Here is a 25,610-nt window from a genome sequence, read left to right on the forward strand (position 1 = left end):
CCCTCCTCTCACACGGAAGTAGCGAACATGAGCGAGTCCACCACGATCCGCTGGGAACAGGACGAGACCGGCGTCGTCACCCTCGTCCTCGACGACCCGGGCCAGTCCGCGAACACGATGAACCAGGCCTTCAAGGACTCCATCGAGGCCGTCGCCGACCGCGCCGAGGCCGAGAAGGACTCCATCCGGGGCATCGTCTACACCTCCGCGAAGAAGACCTTCTTCGCGGGCGGCGACCTCAAGGACATGATCCGGCTGCGCCCCGAGGACGCGGCCCTCGCCTTCGAGACCGGCACCGCCATCAAGCGCTCCCTGCGCCGCATCGAGACCCTCGGCAAGCCCGTCGTGGCCGCCATCAACGGCGCGGCGCTCGGCGGCGGTTACGAGATCTGCCTCGCCTCCCACCACCGGATCGCCCTCGACGCCCCGGGCTCCAAGATCGGCCTGCCCGAGGTCACCCTCGGCCTGCTCCCGGCCGGCGGCGGCGTCACCCGCACCGTGCGTCTGATGGGCATCGCCGACGCCCTGCTCAAGGTGCTGCTGCAGGGCACCCAGTACAACCCGCAGCGCGCCCTGGAGAACGGCCTCGTCCACGAACTGGCCGCCACCCCCGAGGAGATGCTGGCCAAGGCCCGCGCCTTCATCGACGCCCACCCCGAATCGCACCAGCCCTGGGACGTACCCGGCTACCGCATCCCCGGCGGCACCCCGTCGAACCCCAAGTTCGCGGCCAACCTCCCGGCCTTCCCGGCGAGCCTCAAGAAGCAGCTGAACGGGGCCCCGTACCCGGCCCCGCGCAACATCCTGGCCTGCGCCGTCGAGGGCTCCCAGGTGGACTTCGAGACCGCGCTGACCATCGAGGCCCGGTACTTCACCGAGCTGGTCACCGGCCAGACCGCCAAGAACATGATCCAGGCGTTCTTCTTCGACCTCCAGGCCGTCAACGCGGGCCGCAGCCGCCCCCGGGGCATCGAGCCCCGCCCGGTCCGCAAGGTCGCCGTCCTCGGCGCCGGCATGATGGGCGCGGGCATCGCCTACTCCTGCGCCCGCGCGGGCATCGAGGTCCTCCTCAAGGACGTCACCCCCGAAGCCGCCGCCAAGGGCAAGGGCTACGCGGAGAAGCTCCTCGACAAGGCGCTCTCCCGGGGCCGCACCACCGAGGCCAAGCGCGCCGAACTGCTGGCCCGCATCACCCCGACCGCCGACGCCGCCGACCTGGCGGGCTGCGACGCCGTCATCGAGGCCGTCTTCGAGGACACCGCGCTCAAGCACACGGTGTTCCAGGAGATCCAGCACGTCATCGCCCCCGACGCGCTGCTCTGCTCCAACACCTCCACCCTGCCCATCACCGGGCTCGCGGAAGGTGTGGAGCGGCCCGCCGACTTCATCGGCCTGCACTTCTTCTCGCCCGTCGACAAGATGCCCCTGGTCGAGATCATCAAGGGCGAGCGCACCGGCGACGAGGCCATCGCCCGCGCCTTCGACCTGGTCCGCCAGATCGGCAAGACCCCCATCGTCGTCAACGACTCGCGCGGCTTCTTCACCTCGCGCGTCATCGGCCAGTTCATCAACGAGGGCGTGGCGATGGTCGGCGAGGGCGTGGAGCCCGCCTCCGTCGAGCAGGCCGCCGCCCAGGCCGGGTACCCGGCCAAGGTCCTCTCGCTGATGGACGAGCTCACCCTCACCCTGCCGCGCAAGATCCGCAACGAGACCCGCAAGGCCTTCGAGGCCGAGGGCCGCGCCTGGGCGCAGCACCCGGCGGACGCCGTCATCGACCGGATGGTGGACGAGTTCGGCCGCCCCGGCCGCAGCGGCGGCGCCGGCTTCTACGAGTACGACGAGTCGGGCCGGCGCACCCGCATCTGGCCCGGCCTGCGCGAGCACTTCGCCAAGCCGGACGCCGGCGTCCCCTTCGAGGACATGAAGGAGCGGATGCTCTTCTCCGAGGCCCTGGACACCGTCCGCTGCCTCGACGAGGGCGTGCTCACCTCGATCGCCGACGCGAACATCGGCTCCATCATGGGCATCGGCTTCCCGGCCTGGACCGGCGGCGTCATCCAGTACGTCAACGGGTACGAGGGCGGCCTGCCGGGCTTCGTGGCCCGCGCCCGCGAGCTGGCCGCCACCTACGGCGAGCGCTTCACCCCGCCGGCCTCCCTCGTGGCCAAGGCCGAACGGGGCGAGACGTACGCCGACTGACGGGGCCGTTCCGGGCCCGCCCGCGAGCGGGCCCGGAACACCCGCCGGCTCAGCGGCCGGCGTCGTCCAGCCGGACGAACACCCCGCGCCGCGCGGATCCGTCCGGGGCGGTCCAGCCGGCCAGCACCTGGCCGAGGACCCCCTCGGCGGCGGGGCCGGGACGCAGGACCCGCGACAGGGTCAGGGCCGCCGGGCCCACGGTGACCACGGTGGCGCCGTCGGTGTCGGCCACCTCCGCGAGGCCGGCCGGCTCGGCCGCCGGGCGGGCCCCCTCGGTGCGGACCTCGACCGTCGGATCGGGGGTGTCGCTCTCGCTCTGGGCCTGCGCGGAGGCGCCGCCCGCCAGCAGGGCGAGCAGCCGCTCCAGCAGGACCGGGTCGTGGGCGCCGTCGTACACCCAGCGCTTGCCCAGCACCCCGTGCTCCATGGTGCCGACGAGCGCGTCCCCGGCGCCCTCCAGCGGGGCGCCGCGATAGGTGAGCGGGACCAGGTAGGCGGCCGGGCCGTCCCCGGCGGCGTCGGTGACCACCATGAACTCGATGCCCACCTCGCCCTCGGGGTCGTCGAGCCGGAACCCGCCGGCCCGCGCCAGCAGGGGAGCCCCGCCGGAGTTCCGGTACCAGGGCCTCAAGGGGAGCCACTCGGCGAGGAGTTCGAGTTTGGTCGGGGTCAGGGTGGTGCGGTGGATGACTGCCATGCGCCGAACCTACCCGCCGTCGGGGACGAAAGCGGCACGCAGTTCCGCCGTCAGCGAGCGCTGGAAGGCCGTCACCAGGGCCTGCACCACCATCGGCTGCATGTGGGCCGACAGCGCCTTCATGGACTCCACCCGCTCCGGGTCGCTCTCGCCCTCGGTGAAGGGCCCCCACACCTCGTCCCGGAACAGCGCCGTCAGTTCGTGCGCCGCCGTGCGGGCGTGCTCCATCAGCACCGTGCGGGCCGCCAGGATCGTCTCGTGCGCGATCGGTACGTCGAGCAGCGCGACCCCGAGCCGCAGCAGGCCGACGTCCACCCGGAACCCGTCGCCCGCCCCGGCGAGCACGTTCATCGCGGTGAGCCGGCGCAGGTCGCCCTCCGACAGGCTCCGCCCGGCGCGCTGTTCCAGTTCCGCCCGCGAGAGCTCCCGCGCCGCGTCGGGCGCCCAGCTGGCCACCAGGGCCCGGTGGATCGCCAGGTCGTGCGCGCTCAGGTCGTCGGGAAGCGCGTCCAGGTAGCGCTGGATCGCGGACAGGGTCATGCCCTGGTGCTGCAACTCCTCGATGAGTGCCAGCCGCGAGAGGTGTTCCGGGCCGTAGTGGCCCACCCGGCGGGCTCCGATCACGGGAGGGGGCAAAAGCCCGCGCGTGCTGTAGAACCGTACGGTGCGGACGGTGACACCGGCCTTCGACGCCAGCTCGTCCACGGTGAGCACCGGCTCGGTCGCCCGGTCGGCCATCGTCCGTTCCTCGCTCTCTGCTCCACAGCTTGGGTTCAACAGTATTGCTGTCGCACCAACGATGTGAAACGGCCAGGAGCTGCCCATGACCACGAACCTGCGACTGCCCGGACGACCCGAGGAGCTCACCCTCCCCGCCCTGCTGGCCCGCAACGCCGCCGAACAGGGCGAGCTGCCCGCCCTCTCCTGGCGCGCGGGGGGTGACGGCTGGCGGACGCTCACCTGGAGCGAGGTCCGTCACCAGGTCGCCGTCCTCGCCGCCGGGTACGCCGCCCTCGGCGTCGGGCGCGGCGACCACGTCCTGCTGATGATGGCGAACCGGCCCGAGCACTGGCTGAGCGACCTCGCGCTCGTCCACCTCGGCGCCGTCCCCGTCACCGTCTACGCGACCTCCGCCCCCGAGCAGATCGCCCACATCGCCCGCCACAGCCGGGCCCGCCTGGCCGTCGTCGAGGGGGAGCGCGAACTGCCCCGGTGGGAACCGCTGCTGGCGGACCCCGGCATTGCGCTGGAGCGGCTCGTGGTTGCCGAGGCCGCCGGGGCCGGGGCGCACCCCACGTACGCCTCCCTGTGCGCGAGCGGTACCCGGCTGCACCGCGCCGAGGACTTCGACAAGGCCCTCGGCGAGGTCCGCCCCGAGGACCCGCTGACGGTCGTCTACACCTCGGGCACCACCGGCGACCCCAAGGGCGTGCGCCTGACCCACCGCAACATCTGGCTCCAGTCGGTCCGCCTCGACCGGGGCACCGAACTGCCGGAACACGCCGAACACGTCTGCTACCTGCCGTTCGCGCACATAGCCGAGCGCATCCTCGGCATCTACCTGCCGTTGCTGCGCGCCGCCCACGTCCGGCTGGTCGCGGACCCCGCCGCCGTCGCGGCGGCCGTCCGCGAGCTGCACCCCGTGCAGTTCTTCGGCGTGCCCCGGGTCTGGGAGAAGCTGGCCGCCGCCGTGAAGGCCGTCGTCGCCGGGCTCCCCGAGGAGCGGCGCCGGGCCATCGAGGACGCGGGCGGCCTGGCCCTCGCCCGGGCCGGGCACCGGGAGCGCGGCGAGGAGGTGCCCGCCGCACTCGAAGCCTCGTACGCCCTCGCCAAGGAACGGGTGCTGGACCCGCTGCTGGAGCGGGCCGGGCTGGACCGGCTCGCCTGGACGGCCAGCGCCACCGCGCCGATGCCGCTCGACGTGGTCCGCTTCTGGGCGGCCTGGGGGATCACCATCATGGACGCGTGGGGGCTGACCGAGACCTCCGGCGTGTGCACCGTCAACCGGCACGACCGGTTCCGGCTGGGCTCGGTGGGCCTGCCGATCGAGGGGCTGGAGCTGCGGATCGCCGAGGACGGGGAGGTCCTCACGCGGGGGGCGACCGTCTTCGACGGCTACCTGCGGGCCGACGGGACGGTGGAGGGGGCCCGGGACGCCGAGGGCTGGTTCCCCACCGGGGACGTCGGCCGGATCGACGCCGACGGCTTCCTTTGGATCACCGACCGCAAGAAGGAGCTGATCATCACCTCGACGGGCAAGAACGTCTCCCCGGCGCTGGTGGAGAACACGGTCAAGGAACACCCGCTGATCGGCCAGGCCCTGGTGCACGGGGACGGCCGCTCCTACCTGGTCGCCCTGCTCGTCCTGGACCCCGAACTGGCCCCCGCCTGGGCCGCCGCCCGGGGGATCGGGGCCGCCTCGCTCAGCGAGCTCGCCGAGCACCCGGCCGTCCTGGAGGAGACCGCGCGGGCGGTCGAGGCGGCCAACGCCCGCCTCAACCGCACCGAGCAGATCAAGCGCCACCGGCTGCTCGCCGAGGAGTGGGGCCCGCTGACCGGTGAGCTCACGGCCTCGCTGAAACTGCGCCGCCGCGTGGTCCGGGAGAAGTACGGCCCCCTGATCGAGGAGCTCTACGCGGCCGCGCCCCCGCCCCCCGAGTAACCCGTACGGTCCCACCCGGAGGGCGGGCGCCGTCCCTCCGGGTGAGGCTGGGGCCATGCGGACACACCTGCCCCGGATCCACGCTCGGGCCCCCGAGGGCGGGGTGAACGCCCGTGGGCGTGCTGCGTGACAACCCCGAACTCGCCCTCTTCCTCTGTCTCGCCGTCGGCTACCTCGTCGGGAAGCTGCGGGTGGGGCCCATCACCCTCGGCGGCATCTGCGGCACGCTGATCGTCTCGCTGCTGCTGGGCGCCTGGGCGAAGATCCAGATCGACGCGGACGTCAAGACGATCTTCTTCGCGCTGTTCATCTTCGCCCTCGGCTACCTCGCCGGACCGCAGTTCTTCGCGAACCTCAACCGCGGCAGCCTGCGCTTCTTCGCCCTGTGCCTGATCGAGCTGGTGTCCGTCCTCGCCATCGCCTACCTGCTGGCGCAGGCGTTCGACCTGGACGTCGGCACCGCCTCCGGGATCCTTGCCGGAGCCGCCACCGAATCGGCCGTGGTCGGCACCGCCACGGAGTCGATCGCCAAGCTGCCGGGGCTCACCCCGGACCAGATCGCCACCTACCAGGGTCACGTGGCCACGGCCTACACGGTCTGCTACCTCTTCGGGCTGGTCACCATCGTGATCTACACCAGCCAGATCATGCCGATGCTGCTGCGCATCAACCTGCGGGACGCCTCGCGCGAGCTGTGGGAGAAGATGCGCGGGGGCGGCGGCTCCCTGGAGAGCGACGAGCGCGAGGCCCTGCCCGCGCTGGTCGGCCGCACCTACCTGGTGACCCACGCCGACGGCCGCACGGTCGGGGACCTGGAGAGCGCCTTCGGCGGCCGGGTAACCGTGGAGGCCGTCAAACGCGGCTCCCGCACCCTCGACCCCGCCCCCGGTCTCGCACTCACCCTCTCCGACCTCGTCCTGGTCGTCGGCCGCCGCGCCAACACCATCGAGGCCGGCCGCGCCATCGGCCCCGAGACCCCCGGCATCCCGGGCGTGGACACCCCGCTCGCCACCAGCCAGATCGCGGTGACCGACCGGGCCGTCTCCGGCAAGTCCATCGACCGGATCCAGCACGAACACCCCGAGTTCGCCCGCGACGGCGTCTACGTCACCGACGTGCTGCGCGGCGACCAGAACCTGCCCGCCACCCCCGAGACGGTCATCCAGCGGGGCGACGTCGTCACCCTCGTCGGCGCCCGCTCCGGACTGAACAAGATCGTCGCGAAGATCGGCACCGTCGCGAAGAACGACGCCACCGACTTCATCTACCTCGGCCTCGGCATCGCCGCCGGCTCGCTCCTCGGCCAGATCGTCGTCCGCTTCGGCGGGGTACCGCTCTCGCTGGGCACCGGCGGCGGCTGCCTGGTGTCCGGGCTGCTCTTCGGCTGGTTCCGCTCCCGCCGCCAGACCTTCGGCGCCTTCCCCCCGCAGGCCGCGACCACCATCAAGGACATGGGCCTCGCGGTGTTCATCGCCTGCACCGGCCTGACCTCCGGCCCGCAGGCCTGGCCGCTGCTCAAGGAGTACGGGGCCCTGCTGCCGTTCGCCGGGATCGCGATGGTCCTCGTACCGGCCACGCTCTCCCTGTTCATCGGCGCCAAGCTGCTGAAGATCGAGAAGCCGCTGCTCATCGGCGCCATCGCCGGGCAGCAGTGCTCCACCCCGGCGATCACCTCGGTCACCCAGGTCGCGCAGAGCTCCGTCCCGATGCTCGGCTACACGATCACCTATGCGCTCTCCAACTTCCTGCTGCCCCTGACCGGTCCGATCCTCGTCGGCATTCTCGGCGCCTGACCCGCTGGACGGCTGTTCATGATCGACTTCCTGAACCGCAACATCTTCCAGCCCCACCCGGAGCTGCTGGTCTTCCTGACCGTCGCCCTCGGCTTCCTGGTCGGCAAGCTGCGCTGGCGGGCCATCGCGCTGGGCGCCGTGACCGGCTGCCTCGTGGTGGGGCTCGTCCTCGGGGCCCAGTTCAAGATCACCATCGACGGGACCGTGAAGAACCTCTTCTTCACGATGTTCCTCTTCGCCCTCGGCTACAAGGTCGGTCCGCAGTTCTTCCGCGGCCTCAAGAAGGACGGCCTGCCCCAGGTGGTCAACGCGGTCATCGTCTGCGTCACCGGCCTGCTGGTCTCCTGGGGCTTCGCCGTCTTCCTCGGTTACGGCCCCGGCCTGAGCGCGGGCCTCCTCGGCGGCGCGCTCACCCAGTCCGCCGTCATCGGCGTCGCACAGGACGCCATCGCCAACCTGCCGGGCCTCTCGCCCGACCAGATCAAGGAGCAGGAGAACCTCGTGGCCGTCGGCTACGCGGTCACCTACCCGCTCGGCACGATCCTGTGCGCCATGCTCCTGGCCAACGTCCTGCCCCGGCTCTACCGGCGCGACCTGGCCGTCGAGAGCGCCCGGCTCGCGCAGGAACTCGACGCGCCCAGCGACGACCCCGACCTCCACGAGGGCTACTACGAGGTCGTCCTGCGGGCCTACACCATCCAGCGCCCGGACCTCGTCGGACGCACCATCGACGATTTCGAGGGCCAGCAGAAGTCCCTGGGACGCCGCGTCTACCTCACCCGGGTGCGGCGCGACGGCCAGATCCTCGACCACACCCAGCAGACCGTCCTGAAATCGGGCGACGTCGTCGCGATCAGCGCCCTGCGCGGCTCCCTCGTCGAGTTCGACGCCCGCACCCACATCGGCGCCGAGACGGACGACGTCGAACTCCTCGGCTACCAGACCGAGACCCTGCACGTGGTGGCCTCGGAAAAGGCCCAGCTCGGCAAGACCGTCGCGGAGCTGCGCGCCGAACCGTTCATGGTCGGCGTGTACATCGACAAGCTCTACCGTTCGGGGGCCGAGTTCCCCTACCGCCTCTCCACCCCCCTGGAGCGCGGTGACACGGTCGTGCTGACCGGACCCAAGCGGCTCGTCGACCCGGCCGGCAAGGCCATCGGCAAACCCGTGCCCACCAGCTTCGCCACCGACATGATCTGGGTCGGCCTGGGCATCTTCCTCGGCGGCTGCATCGGCATCCCGGCGCTCACCGCCGGAGGGGTCCCGATCTCGCTGTCCACCTCCGGCGGCGCCCTCATCATGGGCCTGGTCTTCGGCTGGATCCGGGGCAGGTACCCCACGTACGGCAACGTCCCGCCCGGCGCCCAGTGGTTCATGGACACCCTCGGGCTCTGCCTGTTCGTCGCCGTCGTCGGCCTGAACGCCGGACCCGGCTTCACCAGCGGGCTCGCCTCGGCGGGCTGGGGGCTGCTGCTCTTCGGGGCCATCGCCACCCTGATCCCGCTGATCGTGGGCTTCCTGGTGGGCCACCACGTCCAGAAGATCCGCTTCCCGATCCTGATGGGCGTACTGGCGGGGGGCCAGACGACCACCGCCGCGATCGGCGCCGTCAACGAGGCGTCCCGCTCCCAGGTGCCCGTGCTCGGCTACACGATCCCGTACGCCATCTCCAACGTCCTCCTGACCATCTGGGGCGCCGTCATCGTCATCCTCAACCACTGACTCCCGCCGCCGGACCACCGCCCCCGAGCCGCTAAGGAAACCCCCGTGCCGCAGACCAGCTTCAGCCGCGAGGAGATCCAGTCCCTCGCCCAGCTCAGCCCCTTCGAGCTGAAGGACAAGTTCATCCAGCTCGCCACCGCCGCCCAGGAGGACAAGCCGGGCCAGAAGGGCACCACCACCCGCGCCATGCTCAACGCGGGCCGCGGCAACCCGAACTGGGTCGCCACCGGGCCCCGCGAGGCCTTCTACGCGCTGGGCTACTTCGCCCTCGACGAGTCCCGCCGGGTGTGGACCGCCGACAACCTCGGCGGGATGCCGGAGAAGCACGGCATCGGCGACCGCTTCGACTCCTGGGTGCGCCGCCACCCGGACCTGCCCGGCGTCGAGCTGCTGTCCGCCTGCGTCGCGTACGCCCTCAAGCGCTGGCCCTTCGACAAGGACGCCTTCGTCCACGAGCTGACCGACTCCATCACCGGGGACAACTACCCCGTCCCGGACCGGATGCTGACGCACGCCGAACACATCGTGCGCGGCTACCTCGCCGACGAGATGTTCGACAAGCGGCCGCCCGGGGACAACCTCTCGCTCTTCGCGACCGAGGGCGGCACCGCCGCCATGTGCTACATCTTCGACTCCCTGATGAAGAACGGGGTGCTGAAGAAGGGCGACAAGATCGCCCTGATGACCCCGGTGTTCACCCCGTACATCGAGATCCCCGAGCTCGACACCTTCGAGTTCGATGTCGTCAACGTCTCGGCCGGCCTGTTCGCGGAGACCGGCGTGCGCCAGTGGCGCTACCCGCAGGAGGAAGTCGCCAAGCTCGCCGACCCCGCCGTCAAGCTGGTGTGCGTGGTCAACCCCAGCAACCCGCCGTCGCTGGCGATGAGCCAACGCGTCGCCGACCAGATCAGGGACATCGTCGCGACCAGCAACCCCAACCTGCTGATCGTCACCGACGACGTCTACGGCACCTTCGTGCCCGGTTTCCGCTCGCTCGCCGCGGACCTCCCGCGCAACACCCTGCTCGTGTACTCGTACTCGAAGCACTACGGCTGCACCGGGTGGCGGCTCGGCGTCATCGGGCTGCACGACGACAACGTCATCGACGAGATGATCGCGGGCTTCCCGCAGGAGCAGAAGGACCGCCTCGCCAAGCGCTACGGCACCCTCACCCTGGAACCGGGGAAGATCCGCTTCATCGACCGCCTCGTCGCCGACTCGCGGTCCGTGGCCCTCAACCACACGGCCGGGCTGTCCCTGCCCCAGCAGACGATGATGGTGCTCTTCTCCCTCTTCGACCTCCTCGACGAGGGCCAGGCCTACAAGGAGCGCATCCGCGCGATCGTCCACCGCCGCCTGGACCTCCTGCTGGAGGGGGCCCAGATGAAGATCAGCGAGGACGACCAGCGGGCCGGCTACTACATCGAGCTCGACCTGCTCGCCGAGGCCGAACGCGTCCACGGCAAGGACTTCGCCGATTTCCTGGAGAAGAACTACGAGCCCGTCGACCCGCTCTTCCGCCTCGCGGAGCAGACCTCCGTGGTCCTCCTGAACGGCGGCGGCTTCGACGGCCCGGAATGGTCGGTCCGGGTCTCCCTGGCCAACCTCGACGACCTCGACTACCTCAAGATCGGCCACCACCTCCGGGAGATCTTCAACGACTACGCCGCGGAATGGCAGCGCGCGACCGCAGGCTGAACCCGCCGTACTGTCCATCCGGCGTATCCGCGCCAGCTGCCCCGGCCGGCGGGAGGGATGCCGACCGGGGCGGGTCTACGCGTCTACGCCGGCGTGTTCGCCTTCTCCGTGGAGCCGCCGCCCTGGCATGCCAGGCAGGGCTGGCTGTACACGACCTCGTAGGCCCCGTCCACGAGGACCGTGCGCCCCAGGCGGCCGCACGCGGCACACCCGGGGCGCCGGTCCCCCTGAGGGAGCGGGGTGCGCCTGCGCCGCAGGTCTCGCAGGTGGGACAGGAGCGCGCCGGCGTCGTCGTTCTGCCGCGAGGTGATGACCGCAGCGTAGCGATTTCAGCCTAGTTGGGGTGGTCGTCGCGGCAGTTTCCCGAGCACTCGCCGTCGCCACAGTTCGACGAGTGCTCGCAGCTCGCCGCCACCGGCATGCCCTTGATGGGCCCGAGCCACAGCGTCCGGTCGACGGCGAACCCGGCCGCCAAGATGCTGGCCTGCGTGTGGTCCAGGGCGCCCGGGTCGTGCCGGGTCGGGTCGGGTCGCTCGGGAATGTGGTGGACGAACCGGCCGAGCGCGGCGCACAGCCGCTCGTACACGCGGGTGTGCAGGGATCAGGGCGTGCCAGCGCTCGTCGACCGTCCTGGAGGGCCGCATCCCACCCGGGCGGGCGGCCGCCGCAGCGACGAAGTTCAGCGCCTCCTCGACGATCCGCTCCGCGTCGGCAGGCGCCATGTCCGGGTTGTTGTCGAGGACGGTGGCGGTGACCCCGGCGAATTCCTCGGCGGTGATCAGGGGGCGGGCGGCCTTGGTGATGGTCGACTCGCTGGTGACGGTCATGCTGTGATGCCTCCTCAGGTGTGGTGGAGGTGCTCGGTCCGTCCCGTCCGCGGGTCCTGGCAGATGCGCGGCGGGGCGGGCGCTAGTGGGTGCCGACGACGATGACGGCGAGGACGCCGAGGACGATCACGACGTAGAGCAGCTGCCGCGCGTGCTCGATCACGGGGTGCGGCTCGCCTGGTCGACGGCCGTCCGAAGGTTCCGCAGAATCCGGGCCAGCGCACGCGCGTGGTTCCAGTTCGCGTGATCGCCGGACCCGATCGGGCCGGCGGCGGCGAAGTAGTCCCACTCGACGAGAGCGGCCCCCGCGCGCTCCGTCCGCTGCTCCTGCGGGAGTGCTGCGACCCGGGCGTGCAGGATCTGGCCGTGGGTGATGAGGTCGTCGATGAGGTGGGCGACGGTCTTGGCGTCCGGCCGGTCCGAGTAGGGCACGATCGCGCGCCCGATGAGGTCGTCGATCGCCTGCGTCTCGCCGGGCTCCATGGCGGTGCTCCCTACCGTCATCAGTGGATGGTGCAACGGGCGCCGGCCACCCGATCGAGTGCTGCTGGGTACCCCGGCACGACCACAATGTCGGCTGGACCTGGGCCAATCCACTGCCGCGTCCTATAGGGCCGTCCTATATTTCGAGCATGGAGTCTGAGCTCGACGTATGGGTGCACCCAGACCTTCGGGCAGCCGCGGCGGCAGAGGATTGGCCAGCGCTGCTGAAGACGTGGCGGAGGATCACCGGCAGCAACCAGAGCAAGCTCGGTGCGCTCGTCGGCCTGGCGCAGCCGGACGTCTCCGCCATCGAGAACCGGAGGCGCGAGGTGACCTCCGTCGAGGTCCGGCAGCGCATCATCGAGGGCCTCGGCGTTCCGGCCGAACTGCTTCTCGGCGGCACACAGCTGGAGATGCCGCTACCCTCTCTGGTCCTGCCTGGCGTGGTGGTCGATCCGGAAGCTACGCGGCTGCGGCAGGTGACCGCGACGGGGCTGAGGCTCGATGCCCCCTCCATCGGGGTGATGGAGCGCCTGCTGGCGGAGCACCGACGGGCCGAGGACACGCTGGGGTCGCGGGTCATGAACTCCGTGGTCGCCGCGCAGTTCGAGGCGATCTCCGGGCTCTACGAGACGGCGCGCGGGCCGCTCGCGGACCGGCTCGTGAAGGTCATGGCCGAGTACGCCCAGTTCCTCGCGTGGATGGCGCAGGACCAGGACAACGCGGCCGTCGCCCTCGCCTGGTTCGACCGGTCGTACGACTGGGCACTGGAATCCGGGTACGGAGACATGGCCGCGACGACCATGAGCATGAAGGCCCACCTGGCCTGGTCGCAGGGTAACGGGCGCCGCTGTGTTCGGCTCGGCGAGGCGGCAGCGTCCACGGCGGGCGCGAGCGAGGCGACGCGCGCCATGGCGGTGCAGATGGCCGGCCGTGGCCACGCGCTCGCCGGTGACGGGGACGAGGCCTACCGCAGGCTGGACGAAGCTCAGATGATCATCTCCAACGCCACCGATGCCCCGCCGTGGCTCTACTTCTACGGCGAGTTCTGGTTCGCGGCGCAGCGCGGTATGGCCGACCTGCACCTGAAGGACTGGAGCAGCGCCGCCGAGCATCTGACTCTGGGGCTGGCGGGGTTCGCCCCGACCTACCGCCGAGACCGGGCCTGGTACGGATCCTGCCTGGCCCATGCGTACGCGGGCGCCGGGGAGGCCGAAGCCGCCCTGACGACAGCGCTCGGTGTGATTCGTGACGCTTCCGAGATCGGCCGTCCCCACGCGTGGGGGGAGCTGCACAAGGTCGGCGCGCTGCTGCTCCGCCAAGGGGCCCATGAGGGGCGGGTGCTGGTGGACATGCTCGCGGAACTCGACTGAGGCAGGCGGACGCACGAAAGCGCCCCCTCCCGCCCGAAGGCGAGAGGGGGCATTCTGCTGCTCACGCGACGCCGTACCACTGGCTGCCCCAGCCGGTGTTGACCGTTCATCAGGGCCGCCGAGATGTCTGCGGTGAAGCCGCGGCGCAGCGTCCCGGCGGCGTCGTACACCCGGAGGTAGCAGTCAGACTCGCGCCGGGGTCGATGCCTGTGAGGCCGAACCAGACCTTCGACCACGTGATCTGCTTCCGCAGCAGCTCAGGAGCCGATCAGGGGGTAGTGGTCCGAGAGGTTGGAGTAGGTGTAGGAGGTGCCCCAGCTGGAGACCGTCCAGGGCGCCGACTGCTCCTTGACGACGTTGTTGTTCCAGTTCGCCGGGCGGGCGTTGCCCTTGCGGTACAGGACGTAGTCCAGGTCCTCGCGCGGGTCCGTCGGGTAGCGGTAGTTCGCGATCGAGTTCTGCGCGGTGTCGAAGGAGTACGGGTGGCCCGTGCGGCTGTCCGCGTCCGCCAGGTCGGCGTTGGCGAGCATGCTCGCGTACTCCGGGCTGCGCGAGTCGACGTTCATGTCGCCGGTCACGATCACCTGCTCGGCCGCCGGAATGTTCTTGGCGTCCAGGAAGGCGTCGATGGCCCGGAACTGACGGGCGCGCATCTCCGCCGCCTCGCCCGCGCCGCAGCCCGGGTCGGTGGACTGGGCGTGGGTGCCGACGACGTGCACCTTGGTGCCGTTGACGTTCAGCACCACGTAGGCGAAGCCCTTGTTGGACCACCAGTCGGCGCCGCAGGCGTCCTTGTAGACCACCTGCTCCTTGCGCACGATCGGCCACTTGCTGAGGACCGTGACGCCGCCGTCCTCGGGGGTGGTGGCGGAGTAGGAGCCGCCCGTCGCGTCCCAGCCGCTCTTGCTGCGGCCCACGACCGGGGTCTGGTACGGGTACTGCGCGGCGGCGTTCGCCTTCAGCGCGTCCGAGGCGCCGTTGTCGAAGGCCTCCTGGAGGACCACCACGTCGTGGCCCTGGAAGAACGACGCCTTGGGGATCTCGGCGGCCCGGTGGTCCTGGCCCCAGTTGGGGTAGAGGTTCTTGCTCATCAGGAACGTGTTGTACGTCAGGACGCTGAGCCGGGGGGTCGCGCCGGCCTCGGCGGCGGTGGCCGCGGGCGCGGCGGCGAGGGCCAGCGTGCCGGCGGCGATCGCCGCGACGGCCGTGGCGGCGGCCCGGTTGCGGCGGTTCGGGGTGAGCAGCATGAAGGTCTCCGTCATTCCTGCGGGGGAAGATCGACGCCGTCATCCAAGCAGCCGCGGTTACTTCGGGGTAACACCCATGACAAGACTTTCTGTCCGTGCCACGACAACGTGGGGCGGGCCCGCTGACGGCCGGACCGGCCGGTCGGGCGCAGGGGGCGATAATGGGGGGACCGCGAGGCGCGCGGGGCACGACCGGGGGAGCAGGCATGAGCAGCACCGACACCGCCGGAGCGGCCGCCGTACGGCGCGGCCGCGACCCGGAGCCGCCCCCGCCCGGCGGGGTGCTGTGGACCAATGCCGGCGACGTCCGCTCGCTGCTGACCCTGCCCGCCGCCTTCACCCTCCAGGTCGCCCACCCCGCCGTCGGCGCCGGCGTCGACCAGTACTCCGTCTTCCGCACCGACCCCTGGGGCCGCGGCGAACGCTCGCTGCGCTCGGTCATGCTCTGGGTGTACGGCGGCGAGCGGGCCGCCGAGGAGGGCCGCCGGGTGCGCCGGCTGCACAAGGAGATCCGGGGCACCGACACCCGGGGGCGCCGCTACCACTCCCTGGACCCGGCCTGCTACGCGTGGGTGCACGCCACGGGCTTCCCCGTCGCCCTCCACTCCGGGCGCTACCTCTTCCGCCGCGTCACCCCGGCCCAGGAACGGCAGCTGTACCGCGAGTGGCTCCAGGTGGGCCGCATCCTGGGACTGCGCGACCGGGACATGCCGCAGACCGTCGAGGAGTTCTGGCCCTACTACCACCGGATGCTGGCCGAGGAGATCGAGCCGACGAAGGTGGCCCGCGAACTGCTCGCCACCGACACCGACGTGCCGCGCCCCGACACCGCCTCCCCGGTCCTGCGGCTGCTGCTGCGGATCGGCTGGCCGCTGCTGCGCACGGCGTACCTGCGCTTCCGGGCCTTCGTCACCGTCGGCTACCTGCCGCCCGACGCCCGGGCCGCCCTCGGCCTGGAGTGGACCCCCGCCCAGGAGCGCCGGCTGCGGCGGATGAGCACGCTCCTGCGCGTCCTGGTACCCCTGCTGCCCGAGCGGCTGCGCTACCTCCCCCTCGCCCGCGAGGCCCGCGCACGGCGGCGCGCCGGCACCCGCTGAGGGGGTACCGGCGCGTGCGTCCCTCCGGGCCGGATCAGTGCTCGTGGAGGGTGTTGGTCGCGGCGATCTTCTTCCAGGACTTCGGCTCGACGGCGGGCTTCGCCGGGGCCTGGGAGCGGGCGCCCGGGGTCTTGGCCGTGGCGGGCGGGGCGAAGGCGGGCTTGCCCGGGGTGTAGAGCCAGGTCTCGAAAAGCTGCGCGAGCGGCTTGCCCGAGATCTTCTCCGCGTACCGCACGAAGTCCCCGACCTTGGCGTTCCCGTAGGCGCGCTCGGTCGGCCAGCCCTTGAGGATCTTGAAGAACTTCTCGTCGCCGATCTCGTTGCGCAGCGCCTGGATGGCGATGGCGCCGCGGTCGTAGACGGCTCCGTGGAACTGGTTCTCGGCGCCCGGGTCACCGGGCTTGACCTGCCAGAACGGGTCGTCGGCCGGGCGGGAGGCGTAGGTCCAGTCGGCGAGTTCCTGAGCGGTGCCCTCGCCCTCCTTCTCCGACCAGAGCCACTGGCTGTAGCGGGCGAAGCCCTCGTTGACCCAGATGTCCTTCCAGTTGTCGACGGACACGCTGTCGCCGTACCACTGGTGGGCCAGCTCGTGCACGACCACCGAGACGTTCGCGCCGTTCGCGAACTGCCGGGGGCTGTAGAACGGCCGGGTCTGCGTCTCCAGCGCGAAACCGGAGGGCACGTTCGGGACGTAGCCCCCGAGCGCGTTGAACGGGTACGGACCGAACACGCCCTCCAGCCACTCCGCGACCTCGGTGGTCCGCTCGACGCTCGCGCGGGCCGCACCGTCGTTGTCGCCGAGGTCCTTGCTGTACGCGTTGAGGACCGGCAGGCCGCTCGCCGTCTTGTCGGTGGTGATGTCGAACTTGCCGATGGCGAGGGTGGCCAGGTACGTGGCCTGCGGCTTGTTGGAGCGCCAGTTGTAGCGGGTCCAGCCGAGCCGGGAACTCTGCGACTGGAGCACGCCGTTGCTGATGGCCTGCGTACCGTCCGGGACGTTGACCGACACGTCGAAGGTGGCCTTGTCCAGCGGGTGGTCGTTGCTCGGGAACCACCAGGCCGCCGAGTCGGGCTCCTGCGCCGCGATGCCGCCGTCCGGGGTGCGCTGCCAGGCGGACCAGCCGTCGACCTTGAACTCCGAGGGCTTGCCCGCGTACTTGACGACGACGCTGGCCTGCTTGCCCTTCTGGAGCGGCTGGGCCGGGGTCACCTCCAGCTCCTGGGTGCCGGAGGTGGCGAACTTCGCCTTGGCCCCGTTGACCCGGACCTCGCTCACCTTCAGGCCGAAGTCCAGGTTGAAGCGCGACAGGTCCTGCTTGGCGGTGGTCAGCAGGGTGGCCGTGCCCTCCAGCAGGTCGGTCGCGGGCTGGTACTGCAGGCGCAGGTCGTAGTGGGAGACGTCGTAGCCGCCGTTCCCGCTGGCCGGGTAGTAGGGGTCGCCGATACCCGGCGCGCCCGGACCGGCACTGGCCGCCGACGCCGGGATCACCAGCAGCAGGGAGGCGGCGAGCACGCTCGGGGCGATGACTTTGCGGCGCACGAAGAGCTCCAAGGGGTAGGGGAGACAGATCGGTTCGGGGTCTCGTCGTTCGACCGTATTCACCCCTGGCCGCTCACGTCATGTCCATGGCCCCTCGTGTCACACGATCGCCATCCGGCCGCAAAGGAACCGCCGGCGGGAGCCGCTCCAGCCCGCGCGGGTGCCCGGCGGGCGCCCGCGCCGCCGCCGCTCCCGGGTGCGCCCGGGGCCGTACGGACCCCGGGTGCACCCGGGGCCACATTGACCGGATAGTGCCGCTCCCGCCCGCCCCGGCCAAGGGCCCCGGCCCGGGGTACCCGACATACTGAGCAGTCGGTAACCTGCGGCGCATGACGCTACCTCCGCACGCCGCCCGCCGCACCTGGCACGCCGCCGTCAACCCCCTCCACTCCACGATCTACTTCTCGCCCGACCTCGCCACCGAGTTCGCCGCCCTCGGCGTCACCCACCGGGTCGCCGTCAACCTCGCCAGCCGCTCCGCGGCCCTCGGCGCCGTCGGCCCCGGCGCGGTGACCGCCACCTTCTACAACTACCGCCACGACCACGTCGCCCGGCACCTGCCCGCCGTCTGGCGGACCATCACCCCCGAACAGGCCCTCGCCGCCCGGCTGCGCGCCGCCGACACCACCCTGCGCCGCCTGCTGGGCCCCGACACCATCGCCTCGCCCGAGCTCGCCGAGGCCGCAGACCTCGCCCTGCGCGCGACCGAGGGGTGTGCGCGCCCCGGCCGCCCCCTCTACGCCGCCCACGCCGACCTCCCCGTCCCCGAGGAGGCGCACCTGCGCCTGTGGCACGCCACCACCCTGCTGCGCGAGCACCGCGGCGACGGCCACGTGGCCGCGCTCCTGCTGACCGGCCTCGATCCGGTGGAGGCCCTGGTCAGCCACGCCGCCACCGGCCGCGGCATGGCCCCGAAGTGGGACATGGCCATCCGCGGCTGGGAGCAGGCCGACCTCGACGCCGCCGCCGCCCGGCTGCGCGCCCGCGGCGTCCTGGACGGCGCGGGAGAGCTGACCGAGCAGGGGCGTGCGCTGCGCGAACGCCTGGAGAGCGAGACCGACCGCCTCGACGCGGGCCCGTACGAGCACCTCGGCGCGCAGGGCCTCGCCCGGCTCCACGAACTGGGCGGCGGATTCGTCCGCCAGGCCCTCGCCGCCGGCGCCTTCCCCCGGGACCTCAACGGAAAGGGCTGAGGGGCTCCCGCCGTCCGTCACCGCCACCTGCCACAATTGGCAGCCTTCCACGCAAACGAAGGCAGGCGGGACCGCACAGTGACGATGTCCATCGAAGGCAGGATCGCCGAGGAGCTCGGCGTACGGGAGCGGCAGGTCAAGGCCGCCGTCGAGCTGCTCGACGGCGGCTCCACCGTGCCGTTCATCGCGCGCTACCGCAAGGAAGCGACCGAGATGCTCGACGACGCCCAGTTGCGCACCCTGGAGGAGCGGCTGCGCTACCTGCGCGAGCTGGAGGACCGCCGCGCGGCGATCCTCGACTCCGTACGGGAGCAGGGAAAGCTCGACGACGCCCTTCAGGCCCGGATCGACGCGGCCGACACCAAGGCCCGGCTGGAGGACATCTACCTCCCCTTCAAGCCCAAGCGCCGCACCAAGGCCCAGATCGCCCGCGAGGCCGGTCTGGAACCGCTGGCCGCGGCCCTGCTGGCCGACCCGTCCGCCGACCCGGCCGCGGCCGCGGCCGCCTTCGTCGACGCGGACAGGGGCGTCGCCGACGCCGCCGCGGCGCTGGAGGGCGCCCGCGCCGTCCTCACCGAGAAGTTCGCCGAGGACGCCGACCTGATCGGCGACCTGCGCGAGCGCATGTGGAGCCGCGGCCGCCTCGCCGCGAAGGTCCGCGAGGGCAAGGAGGAGGCCGGAGCCAAGTTCGCCGACTACTTCGACTTCGCCGAACCCTTCACCGCGCTGCCCTCCCACCGCGTCCTCGCGATGCTCCGCGGCGAGAAGGAGGACGTGCTCACGCTCGACCTGGAGCCCGAGGAGCCGTCCGAGGTGCCCGGCCCGTCCACGTACGAGAGCCTCGTCGCCCGCCGCTTCGGCATCGCCGACCGCGGCCGCCCCGGCGACAAGTGGCTGGCCGACACGGTCCGCTGGGCCTGGCGCACCAAGATCCAGGTGCACCTGGGCATCGACCTGCGGACCCGGCTGCGCGCCGCCGCCGAGGACGAGGCCGTACGGGTCTTCGCCGCCAACCTGCGCGACCTGCTGCTCGCCGCCCCCGCCGGCACCCGCGCCACGCTCGGGCTCGACCCGGGCTTCCGCACCGGCGTCAAGGTCGCCGTCGTCGACGCGACCGGCAAGGTCGTGGCCACCGAGGTGATCCACCCGCACGTTCCCGCCAACAAGTGGGACGCCTCCCTCGCCACGCTCGCCCGCCTCGCCCGGGAGCACGCGGTCGATCTCGTCGCCATCGGCAACGGCACCGCCTCCCGCGAGACGGACAAGCTCGCCGGGGACCTCATCACGCGCCACCCCGAGCTGAAGCTCACCAAGGTGATGGTCTCCGAGGCGGGCGCCTCGGTGTACTCGGCCTCCGCCTTCGCCTCGCAGGAACTTCCCGACATGGACGTCTCGTTGCGCGGGGCCGTGTCCATCGCCCGCCGGCTGCAGGACCCGCTCGCCGAGCTGGTCAAGATCGACCCGAAGTCGATCGGCGTGGGCCAGTACCAGCACGACCTGTCCGAGACGAAGCTGTCCCGCTCGCTGGACGCGGTCGTCGAGGACTGCGTGAACGGCGTCGGCGTCGACGTCAACACCGCCTCCGCGCCGCTGCTCTCCCGGGTCTCGGGCATCAGCGGCACCCTGGCCGAGAACATCGTGGCCCACCGCGACGCCAACGGCCCCTTCCGCAGCCGCAAGGGCCTCAAGGACGTGGCCCGTCTCGGACCGAAGGCGTACGAGCAGTGCGCGGGCTTCCTGCGCATCCGCGGCGGCGACGACCCGCTGGACTTCTCCAGCGTGCACCCCGAGGCCTACCCGGTGGTCCGCGCGATGGGCAAGACGGCCGGTACCGAGGTCGCCGCGCTGATCGGCAACTCCGGCGTCCTGCGGTCCCTGCGGCCCGAGCAGTTCGTCACCGAGGCCTTCGGCCTGCCCACGGTCTCCGACATCCTGCGCGAGCTGGAGAAGCCGGGCCGCGACCCGCGACCCGCCTTCAAGACGGCCACCTTCAAGGAGGGCGTGGAGAAGATCGGCGACCTGGCCCCCGGGATGATCCTGGAGGGCGTGGTCACCAACGTGGCCGCCTTCGGAGCCTTCATCGACATCGGCGTCCACCAGGACGGCCTGGCGCACGTCTCGGCCCTTTCCAAGACCTTCGTCAAGGACCCGCGCGACGTGGTGAAGCCGGGCGACATCGTCCGGGTCAAGGTCATGGACGTGGACATCCCGCGCAAGCGGATCTCGCTGACGCTGCGGCTGGAGGACGACGCCGAGCGGCAGGCGGGTGCCCCGCGCCCGCGCGAGGAACGCCAGGAGCGGCGCGCGGGCGGCGGCGGCCGTCCGCCGCAGCAGCGCGGCGGTGACCAGGGCCGGAGCGGCCAGGGCCGGCGCGGCGGCGCCCAGGGCCAAGGCCAGGGCCAGGGCGCGCGCGGCGGCGCCCAGGACGGCCGCCGGCAGGGCGGTCAGGGCGGTCAGGGCGCCCAAGGCGGCGGGCAGCGCTCCGGCGCCCCGGCCCCGGCCAACAGCGCCATGGCCGACGCCCTGCGCCGGGCCGGCCTCACCGGACCGCAGGAGCCCCGCAAGCGGTCGTAGGACGCCATGCGGAACGCATGATTCCGGGCGATCGGAAGAAGTGGCCGGATCGGCACCCCGCGGAGAGGGCCGTCTTGCCAATCCGCGGGAACGATCTGTAGGGATGGTGGAACGCCCGTTCGCAGTGCGGACGGGCTTCCGCCGTCTCCCCCCTCAGGATCCCCTCCCGAGGCCGCCTCCAGGCACAGGACCCCATGCCGATGCCCACGCACGCCTACCGACGCTGCCCCAGGAAGGGGCCCCAGAGGGAACACATGCCCCACCGGAATCTCAGCCTGCGCAAACGGTGCGAGGTGATTCTCGGTCACCTGGACCTGACGCACCCGTTCTCCCTCGACGCGCTGTGCGCGCGGCTGGCCGAGCAGCGCGGCCGCCCGATCCGGCTGCACCCGCTGCCCCGGGAGGCCGCCGAATCCGGCGTCTGCGGGCTGTGGGTGGGCACCGAAACCGTGGACTACGTCTTCTACGAGGCCCAGACCACCCCCCTGCACCGGGAGCACATCGTGCTCCACGAGCTCGGCCACATCCTCTTCGGCCACCACTCCGTCGAGGGGGCGGAGAACGACGGCCGCGCGCCCGTCATCCTCGGCCGCACCAACTACACCAGCCGCCAGGAGCAGGAGGCGGAGCTGCTCGCCAGCATGATCCGCATCCGCACCGCCGGTTCCGGCCACCCGCACGCGGCCCCCGCGCCGCGCGGCGCCCTGGCCCGCCTGGAATCCGCCATGGGGTACGAGCGGGGACCGCGCGATGGCGGCTGAGCTCACCGCCCTCGGGGACTGGCTCGCCGTCCCCAGCGTGATCTTCCTGTGGGCCGCCGTCCTGCTGCGGGCCCCCGGCGCCCTGCGCTCCCCGCAGCAGCGCGGTCTGTGGCTGGCCGTCGCCACCGCCGCCGCGGCCATGACCCTGAACCTGCCCGACGTCGTCGCGTACGCCACGCACCGCACCCCCGGCTACGCGCACGCCGTCGGCCTCGTCCGCAACCTCATCGGGGTCCTGTCGGCGGGCGCCGTCCTCTACTTCGTCGCCGCCGCCACCCGCGGCCGCCGCCTCCAGCTCGCCGCCCGGGCCGGTACGGTCCTGTGGCTCGGCGCCCTCGTCGCCCTGGACGCCGCCGCCCCCGGTCACGGCACGCACACCATCCCGCCCGCCGGGCCGCCCGTGCCCTCCCTCGCGTACTGGCTCGTCCTGATCAGCGCCCACCTCATCGCCAACACCGTCTGCGTGTACGTCTGCTGGCGCTACGGCCGGCGCACCGAGAGCCGGGGCCTGGCGGCCGGGCTGCGGCTGTTCGGCCTGGGCACCGCGCTGGCCGGCCTGTTCTGGTTCGCGTACCTGCTCAAAGCCCTGTTCGGCAGCGCCTGGGCGATGCCCGCCCTGCCGCTGATGATGAACCTGCACGGGCTGCTGCGCGCCGCCGCGATCCTCGTGCCCACCCTGTTCGTGCTGCGCCGCACCACCACCGACGTCGCCACCGCCTGGCGCCTGTGGCCCCTGTGGCGGGACCTCGTCCAGGCCGTTCCGCACGTGGTCCTGTCCGAACCCCGCACCGGCCGGGTGCTGGAACTGCTGTGGCCGCCCGTACCGCGCAACCTGCTCGTCTACCGCAAGGTGATCGAGACCCGCGATGCGATCCTGATCCTCGGGGAGTACGTGTCCCCGGACGTGCCGGACCTGGCCCGCAGCCACGTCGCCGGCAGCGGTGTACCCGACCGGCGTCGCGCGGCGGCCGCGCTGGCCTGCGTACTGAAGGAGGCGCGGCGGGCGAAGCTGGCCGGGCTGCCCGGACAGCCGGGCCAGGGCACCTCCCTGGACCTGCCGTCCGCGCTGCAGGCCGGCGAGGAGGGTGGCGGGCTGGCGGAGGAGACCCGCTTCCTGGTGGACGTCGCCCAGGCCTACGCCTCCCCCCGGACCACCGCCTTCACCCCCGCCGCACCGCACAGGAAGTGACCCGCACGTGCCCACCACCGTTCTGATCACCGGGGCCAGCGCCGGCCTCGGCGCCGCCTTCGCCCGCGGCTTCGCCGCCAAGGGCTGCGACCTCGTCCTCGTCGCCCGGGACAAGGCCCGCCTGGAAGCCGTGGCCGCGGACCTCGGCCGGGAGTTCGGCGCCTCCTGCGAGGTGCTGGCCGCCGACCTGCTGGAGCCGCAACAGTGCGCGGCCGTCGAGGCGCGGCTCGCCGACCGCACCCGGCCCGTGGACATGCTGGTCAACAACGCCGGCTTCGGGCTGCCCGCGCCCTTCCCGTACAACCCGGTCGCGGACGAGGAACGGATGCTGGACCTGCTCGTGAAGGTCCCGCTCCGGCTCACCCACGCCCTGCTGCCCGGCCTGCGCGAGCGCCGCCGGGGCGCCGTCCTGAACGTCTCCTCCGTCGCGGGCCTGCTGCCCACCGGCACCTACGGGGCGGCGAAGGCCTGGCTCACGGCCTTCAGCGAATCCCTGCGGGTGGACATGGAGCCCTACGGGGTGCGGGTGCTGGCCGTGGTCCCCGGCTTCACCCGGACCGAGTTCCAGCAGCGTGCCGGAATGGACGTCAGCGCCCTGCGCGACGCGGTCTGGCTGGAGCCCGGGGCGGTCGTCGCCAAGGCGCTGCGCGACCTCGCCCGGCGCCGCCCGCTCAGCGTCACCGGCCGCCACTACCAGGCGTACGCGCTCGCCGTCCGGCACCTCCCGCGCCGCTTCGTGGCCGAGCGGATGGCCCGGACCCGCCGCGCGCCGGCGGAGGTCCGGACCGGCTGACACCGGCCCCCGGGCCCCGCTCCCGCCGCCGCGGTCCCTAAAGCTCCGTGACCTTGCCGTCCGCCACTTCCAGGCGGCGGGTCACCTGGACCGCGTCCAGCATGCGACGGTCGTGCGTGACCAGCAGCAGCGTGCCCTCGTAGGTCTCCAGCGCCGCCTCCAGCTGCTCGATCGCGGGCAGGTCGAGGTGGTTGGTCGGCTCGTCCAGGACGAGCAGGTTCACCCCGCGGCCCTGGAGCAGAGCCAGTGCCGCGCGGGTGCGCTCGCCGGGGGAGAGGGTCGCCGCCGGGCGCAGCACGTGTGTCGCCTTCAGGCCGAACTTGGCCAGCAGTGTGCGCACTTCGGCCGGCTCGGTGTCCGGAACGGCGGCGCAGAAGGCCTCCAGCAGCGGCTCGTCACCGAGGAACAGCCCGCGCGCCTGGTCCACCTCGCCGACCAGTACGCCCGAACCGAGCGTGGCAGCCCCCGAGTCCGGGGCGAGCCGGCCCAGCAGGACCGACAGCAGGGTGGACTTGCCCGCGCCGTTGGCGCCGGTGATCGCGACCCGGTCCGCCCAGTCGATCTGCAGACTGGCCGGGCCGAAGGAGAAGTCCCCCCGCCGCACGGCCGCTTCGCGCAGGGTGGCGACGACCGAGCCGGAGCGCGGGGCCGCCGCGATCTCCATGCGCAGCTCCCACTCCTTGCGCGGCTCCTCGACGACGTCCAGCCGCTCGATCGCGCGCTGGGTCTGCCGGGCCTTGGCGGCCTGCTTCTCGCTGGACTCCCCGCGCAGGTTCTTGCCGATCTTGTCGTTGTCGCCCGCCTTGCGGCGGGCGTTGCGCACGCCCTTGTCCATCCAGTTGCGCTGCATCTGGGCCCGGCCCTCCAGGGCCGCCTTCTTGCCCGCGTACTCCTCGAACTCCTCGCGGGCGTGGCCGCGGGCCCGCTCGCGCTCCTCCAGGTAGGACGCGTAGCCGCCGCCGTAGAGGTTGATCTGCTGCTGGGCCAGGTCGAGTTCGAGGACCTTGGTGACCGTGCGGGTCAGGAACTCGCGGTCGTGGCTGATGACGACCGTGCCCGCGCGCAGCCCCTTCACGAACTGCTCCAGCCGCTCCAGGCCGGCCAGGTCCAGGTCGTTGGTGGGCTCGTCGAGGAGGAACACGTCGTACCGCGACAGCAGCAGCGAGGCGAGCCCGGCCCGGGCCGCCTGCCCGCCGGAGAGGGCGGCCATCGGCAGGTCCAGGCCCACGGACAGACCCAGCTCGTCCGCGACCTCCTGGGCCCGCTCGTCCAGGTCGGCGCCGCCGAGGCCCAGCCAGCGGTCGAGGGTGTCCGCGTACGCGTCGTCGGCGCCCGGGGTGCCGTCGACCAGGCCCTGCGTGGCCTCGTCGAGCGCGGCCTGCGCCGCCGCGACCCCGGTACGGCGGGCGAGGAACTCGCGCACCGACTCGCCGGGGCGCCGCTCGGGCTCCTGCGGGAGGTGCCCGACGGCCGCGCCCGGCGGGGAGAGTCGCAGCTCACCGGTCTCCGGGGCGTCCAGCCCGGCGAGCATCCGCAGCAGGGTCGACTTCCCGGCGCCGTTGACGCCGACGAGTCCGATGACGTCGCCGGGCGCGACGACGAGGTCGAGATCGGCGAACAGCGTGCGCTCACCGTGCGCGGCGGTGAGGTTCTTGGCGACGAGGGTTGCAGTCATGATGCCCCGATCCTATCCGCGCCCCACGGGCGTCCCGCTCCGCCCGGTGCGGTCCGCTCCCGTGGCCGAATAGGTGGGACAGCCGTC

General features: G+C 72.3%; 19 protein-coding genes. 12 read left to right on the plus strand and 7 right to left on the minus strand.

The window, feature by feature from the left end; genetic code table 11:
- Positions 1-27 precede the first annotated feature (27 nt).
- A complete protein-coding gene (locus tag ACGFXC_RS01150; protein WP_393708269.1) occupies positions 28-2,199 on the plus strand; it encodes a 3-hydroxyacyl-CoA dehydrogenase NAD-binding domain-containing protein in 2,172 nt (723 codons plus the stop codon).
- Between the two features lie 49 nt (positions 2,200-2,248).
- Here the strand turns inward: ACGFXC_RS01150 and ACGFXC_RS01155 are convergent, their stop codons facing one another.
- Together ACGFXC_RS01155 and ACGFXC_RS01160 are read right to left on the minus strand one after the other, a co-directional pair.
- Positions 2,249-2,896 (minus strand): 1,4-alpha-glucan branching protein, encoded by a 648-nt coding sequence (locus tag ACGFXC_RS01155; RefSeq protein ID WP_393708271.1) that lies wholly within the window; start codon positions 2,894-2,896, stop codon positions 2,249-2,251.
- A 9-nt stretch (positions 2,897-2,905) separates the two neighbouring features.
- Positions 2,906-3,634, minus strand: a complete 729-nt coding sequence (locus ACGFXC_RS01160; protein ID WP_393708272.1) for a MerR family transcriptional regulator — start codon at positions 3,632-3,634, stop codon at positions 2,906-2,908.
- A gap of 85 nt (positions 3,635-3,719) precedes the next feature.
- Between ACGFXC_RS01160 and ACGFXC_RS01165 the strand changes: the two genes are divergently transcribed.
- The 4 genes from ACGFXC_RS01165 to ACGFXC_RS01180 all read left to right on the plus strand — a co-directional run bounded on the left by ACGFXC_RS01165 (position 3,720) and on the right by ACGFXC_RS01180 (position 10,771).
- Positions 3,720-5,558 (plus strand): AMP-dependent synthetase/ligase, encoded by a 1,839-nt coding sequence (locus ACGFXC_RS01165; protein WP_393708273.1) that lies wholly within the window; start codon positions 3,720-3,722, stop codon positions 5,556-5,558.
- 113 nt (positions 5,559-5,671) lie between these two features.
- Positions 5,672-7,351 carry an aspartate-alanine antiporter gene (aspT, locus tag ACGFXC_RS01170; RefSeq protein WP_393708275.1) on the plus strand — a complete coding sequence of 560 codons (1,680 nt, stop codon included), beginning with the start codon at positions 5,672-5,674 and terminating at the stop codon, positions 7,349-7,351.
- Between the two features lie 18 nt (positions 7,352-7,369).
- Positions 7,370-9,073, plus strand: a complete 1,704-nt coding sequence (gene aspT, locus ACGFXC_RS01175; RefSeq protein ID WP_393708277.1) for an aspartate-alanine antiporter — start codon at positions 7,370-7,372, stop codon at positions 9,071-9,073.
- Positions 9,074-9,118: 45 nt separating this feature from the next.
- Positions 9,119-10,771: a bifunctional aspartate transaminase/aspartate 4-decarboxylase gene (locus tag ACGFXC_RS01180; RefSeq protein ID WP_393708279.1), complete on the plus strand. Its 1,653-nt coding sequence runs from the start codon at positions 9,119-9,121 to the stop codon at positions 10,769-10,771.
- Positions 10,772-11,105: 334 nt separating this feature from the next.
- On the opposite strand, the gene ACGFXC_RS01185 is transcribed toward ACGFXC_RS01180, so the two are convergent.
- Both ACGFXC_RS01185 and ACGFXC_RS01190 read right to left on the minus strand, forming a co-directional pair.
- Positions 11,106-11,357 (minus strand): hypothetical protein, encoded by a 252-nt coding sequence (locus ACGFXC_RS01185; protein WP_393708281.1) that lies wholly within the window; start codon positions 11,355-11,357, stop codon positions 11,106-11,108.
- 400 nt (positions 11,358-11,757) lie between these two features.
- Positions 11,758-12,102 (minus strand): DUF6415 family natural product biosynthesis protein, encoded by a 345-nt coding sequence (locus tag ACGFXC_RS01190; protein ID WP_393708282.1) that lies wholly within the window; start codon positions 12,100-12,102, stop codon positions 11,758-11,760.
- 128 nt (positions 12,103-12,230) lie between these two features.
- On the opposite strand from ACGFXC_RS01190, the gene ACGFXC_RS01195 reads away from it, so the two are divergent.
- Positions 12,231-13,454, plus strand: a complete 1,224-nt coding sequence (locus tag ACGFXC_RS01195; RefSeq protein WP_393708284.1) for a helix-turn-helix domain-containing protein — start codon at positions 12,231-12,233, stop codon at positions 13,452-13,454.
- A 257-nt stretch (positions 13,455-13,711) separates the two neighbouring features.
- Here the strand turns inward: ACGFXC_RS01195 and sph are convergent, their stop codons facing one another.
- Complete coding sequence (gene sph / locus ACGFXC_RS01200) at positions 13,712-14,701, minus strand: sphingomyelin phosphodiesterase (RefSeq protein WP_393709568.1); 990 nt, start codon at positions 14,699-14,701, stop codon at positions 13,712-13,714.
- Between the two features lie 206 nt (positions 14,702-14,907).
- Between sph and ACGFXC_RS01205 the strand changes: the two genes are divergently transcribed.
- The gene (locus ACGFXC_RS01205; RefSeq protein WP_393708286.1) at positions 14,908-15,798 is read left to right on the plus strand and encodes an oxygenase MpaB family protein; all 891 of its coding nucleotides are present in this window, start codon (positions 14,908-14,910) and stop codon (positions 15,796-15,798) included.
- Positions 15,799-15,832: 34 nt separating this feature from the next.
- Here the strand turns inward: ACGFXC_RS01205 and ACGFXC_RS01210 are convergent, their stop codons facing one another.
- Entirely contained in the window at positions 15,833-17,338 is a 1,506-nt protein-coding gene (locus ACGFXC_RS01210; protein WP_393708287.1) for a M1 family metallopeptidase, read from the minus strand.
- 329 nt (positions 17,339-17,667) lie between these two features.
- Between ACGFXC_RS01210 and ACGFXC_RS01215 the strand changes: the two genes are divergently transcribed.
- From ACGFXC_RS01215 to ACGFXC_RS01235, 5 genes are all read left to right on the plus strand, one after another.
- A complete protein-coding gene (locus ACGFXC_RS01215; protein WP_393708289.1) occupies positions 17,668-18,531 on the plus strand; it encodes a hypothetical protein in 864 nt (287 codons plus the stop codon).
- 78 nt (positions 18,532-18,609) lie between these two features.
- Positions 18,610-21,105, plus strand: a complete 2,496-nt coding sequence (locus ACGFXC_RS01220; RefSeq protein WP_393708291.1) for a Tex family protein — start codon at positions 18,610-18,612, stop codon at positions 21,103-21,105.
- Between the two features lie 254 nt (positions 21,106-21,359).
- On the plus strand, positions 21,360-21,866 hold the full coding sequence (locus ACGFXC_RS01225) for a hypothetical protein (protein ID WP_393708293.1): 507 nt from the start codon (positions 21,360-21,362) through the stop codon (positions 21,864-21,866).
- Positions 21,856-23,055: an MAB_1171c family putative transporter gene (locus tag ACGFXC_RS01230; protein WP_393708294.1), complete on the plus strand. Its 1,200-nt coding sequence runs from the start codon at positions 21,856-21,858 to the stop codon at positions 23,053-23,055. The genes ACGFXC_RS01225 and ACGFXC_RS01230 overlap by 11 nt, the downstream gene beginning before the upstream one ends.
- A 7-nt stretch (positions 23,056-23,062) precedes the next feature.
- On the plus strand, positions 23,063-23,848 hold the full coding sequence (locus ACGFXC_RS01235) for an SDR family NAD(P)-dependent oxidoreductase (protein ID WP_393708296.1): 786 nt from the start codon (positions 23,063-23,065) through the stop codon (positions 23,846-23,848).
- Between the two features lie 37 nt (positions 23,849-23,885).
- Here the strand turns inward: ACGFXC_RS01235 and ACGFXC_RS01240 are convergent, their stop codons facing one another.
- Entirely contained in the window at positions 23,886-25,523 is a 1,638-nt protein-coding gene (locus ACGFXC_RS01240; protein WP_393708298.1) for an ABC-F family ATP-binding cassette domain-containing protein, read from the minus strand.
- Positions 25,524-25,610: the final 87 nt, after the last annotated feature.

Source organism: Streptomyces sp. NPDC048507, from assembly GCF_043199995.1.
Classification (GTDB): Bacteria; Actinomycetota; Actinomycetes; order Streptomycetales; family Streptomycetaceae; genus Streptomyces.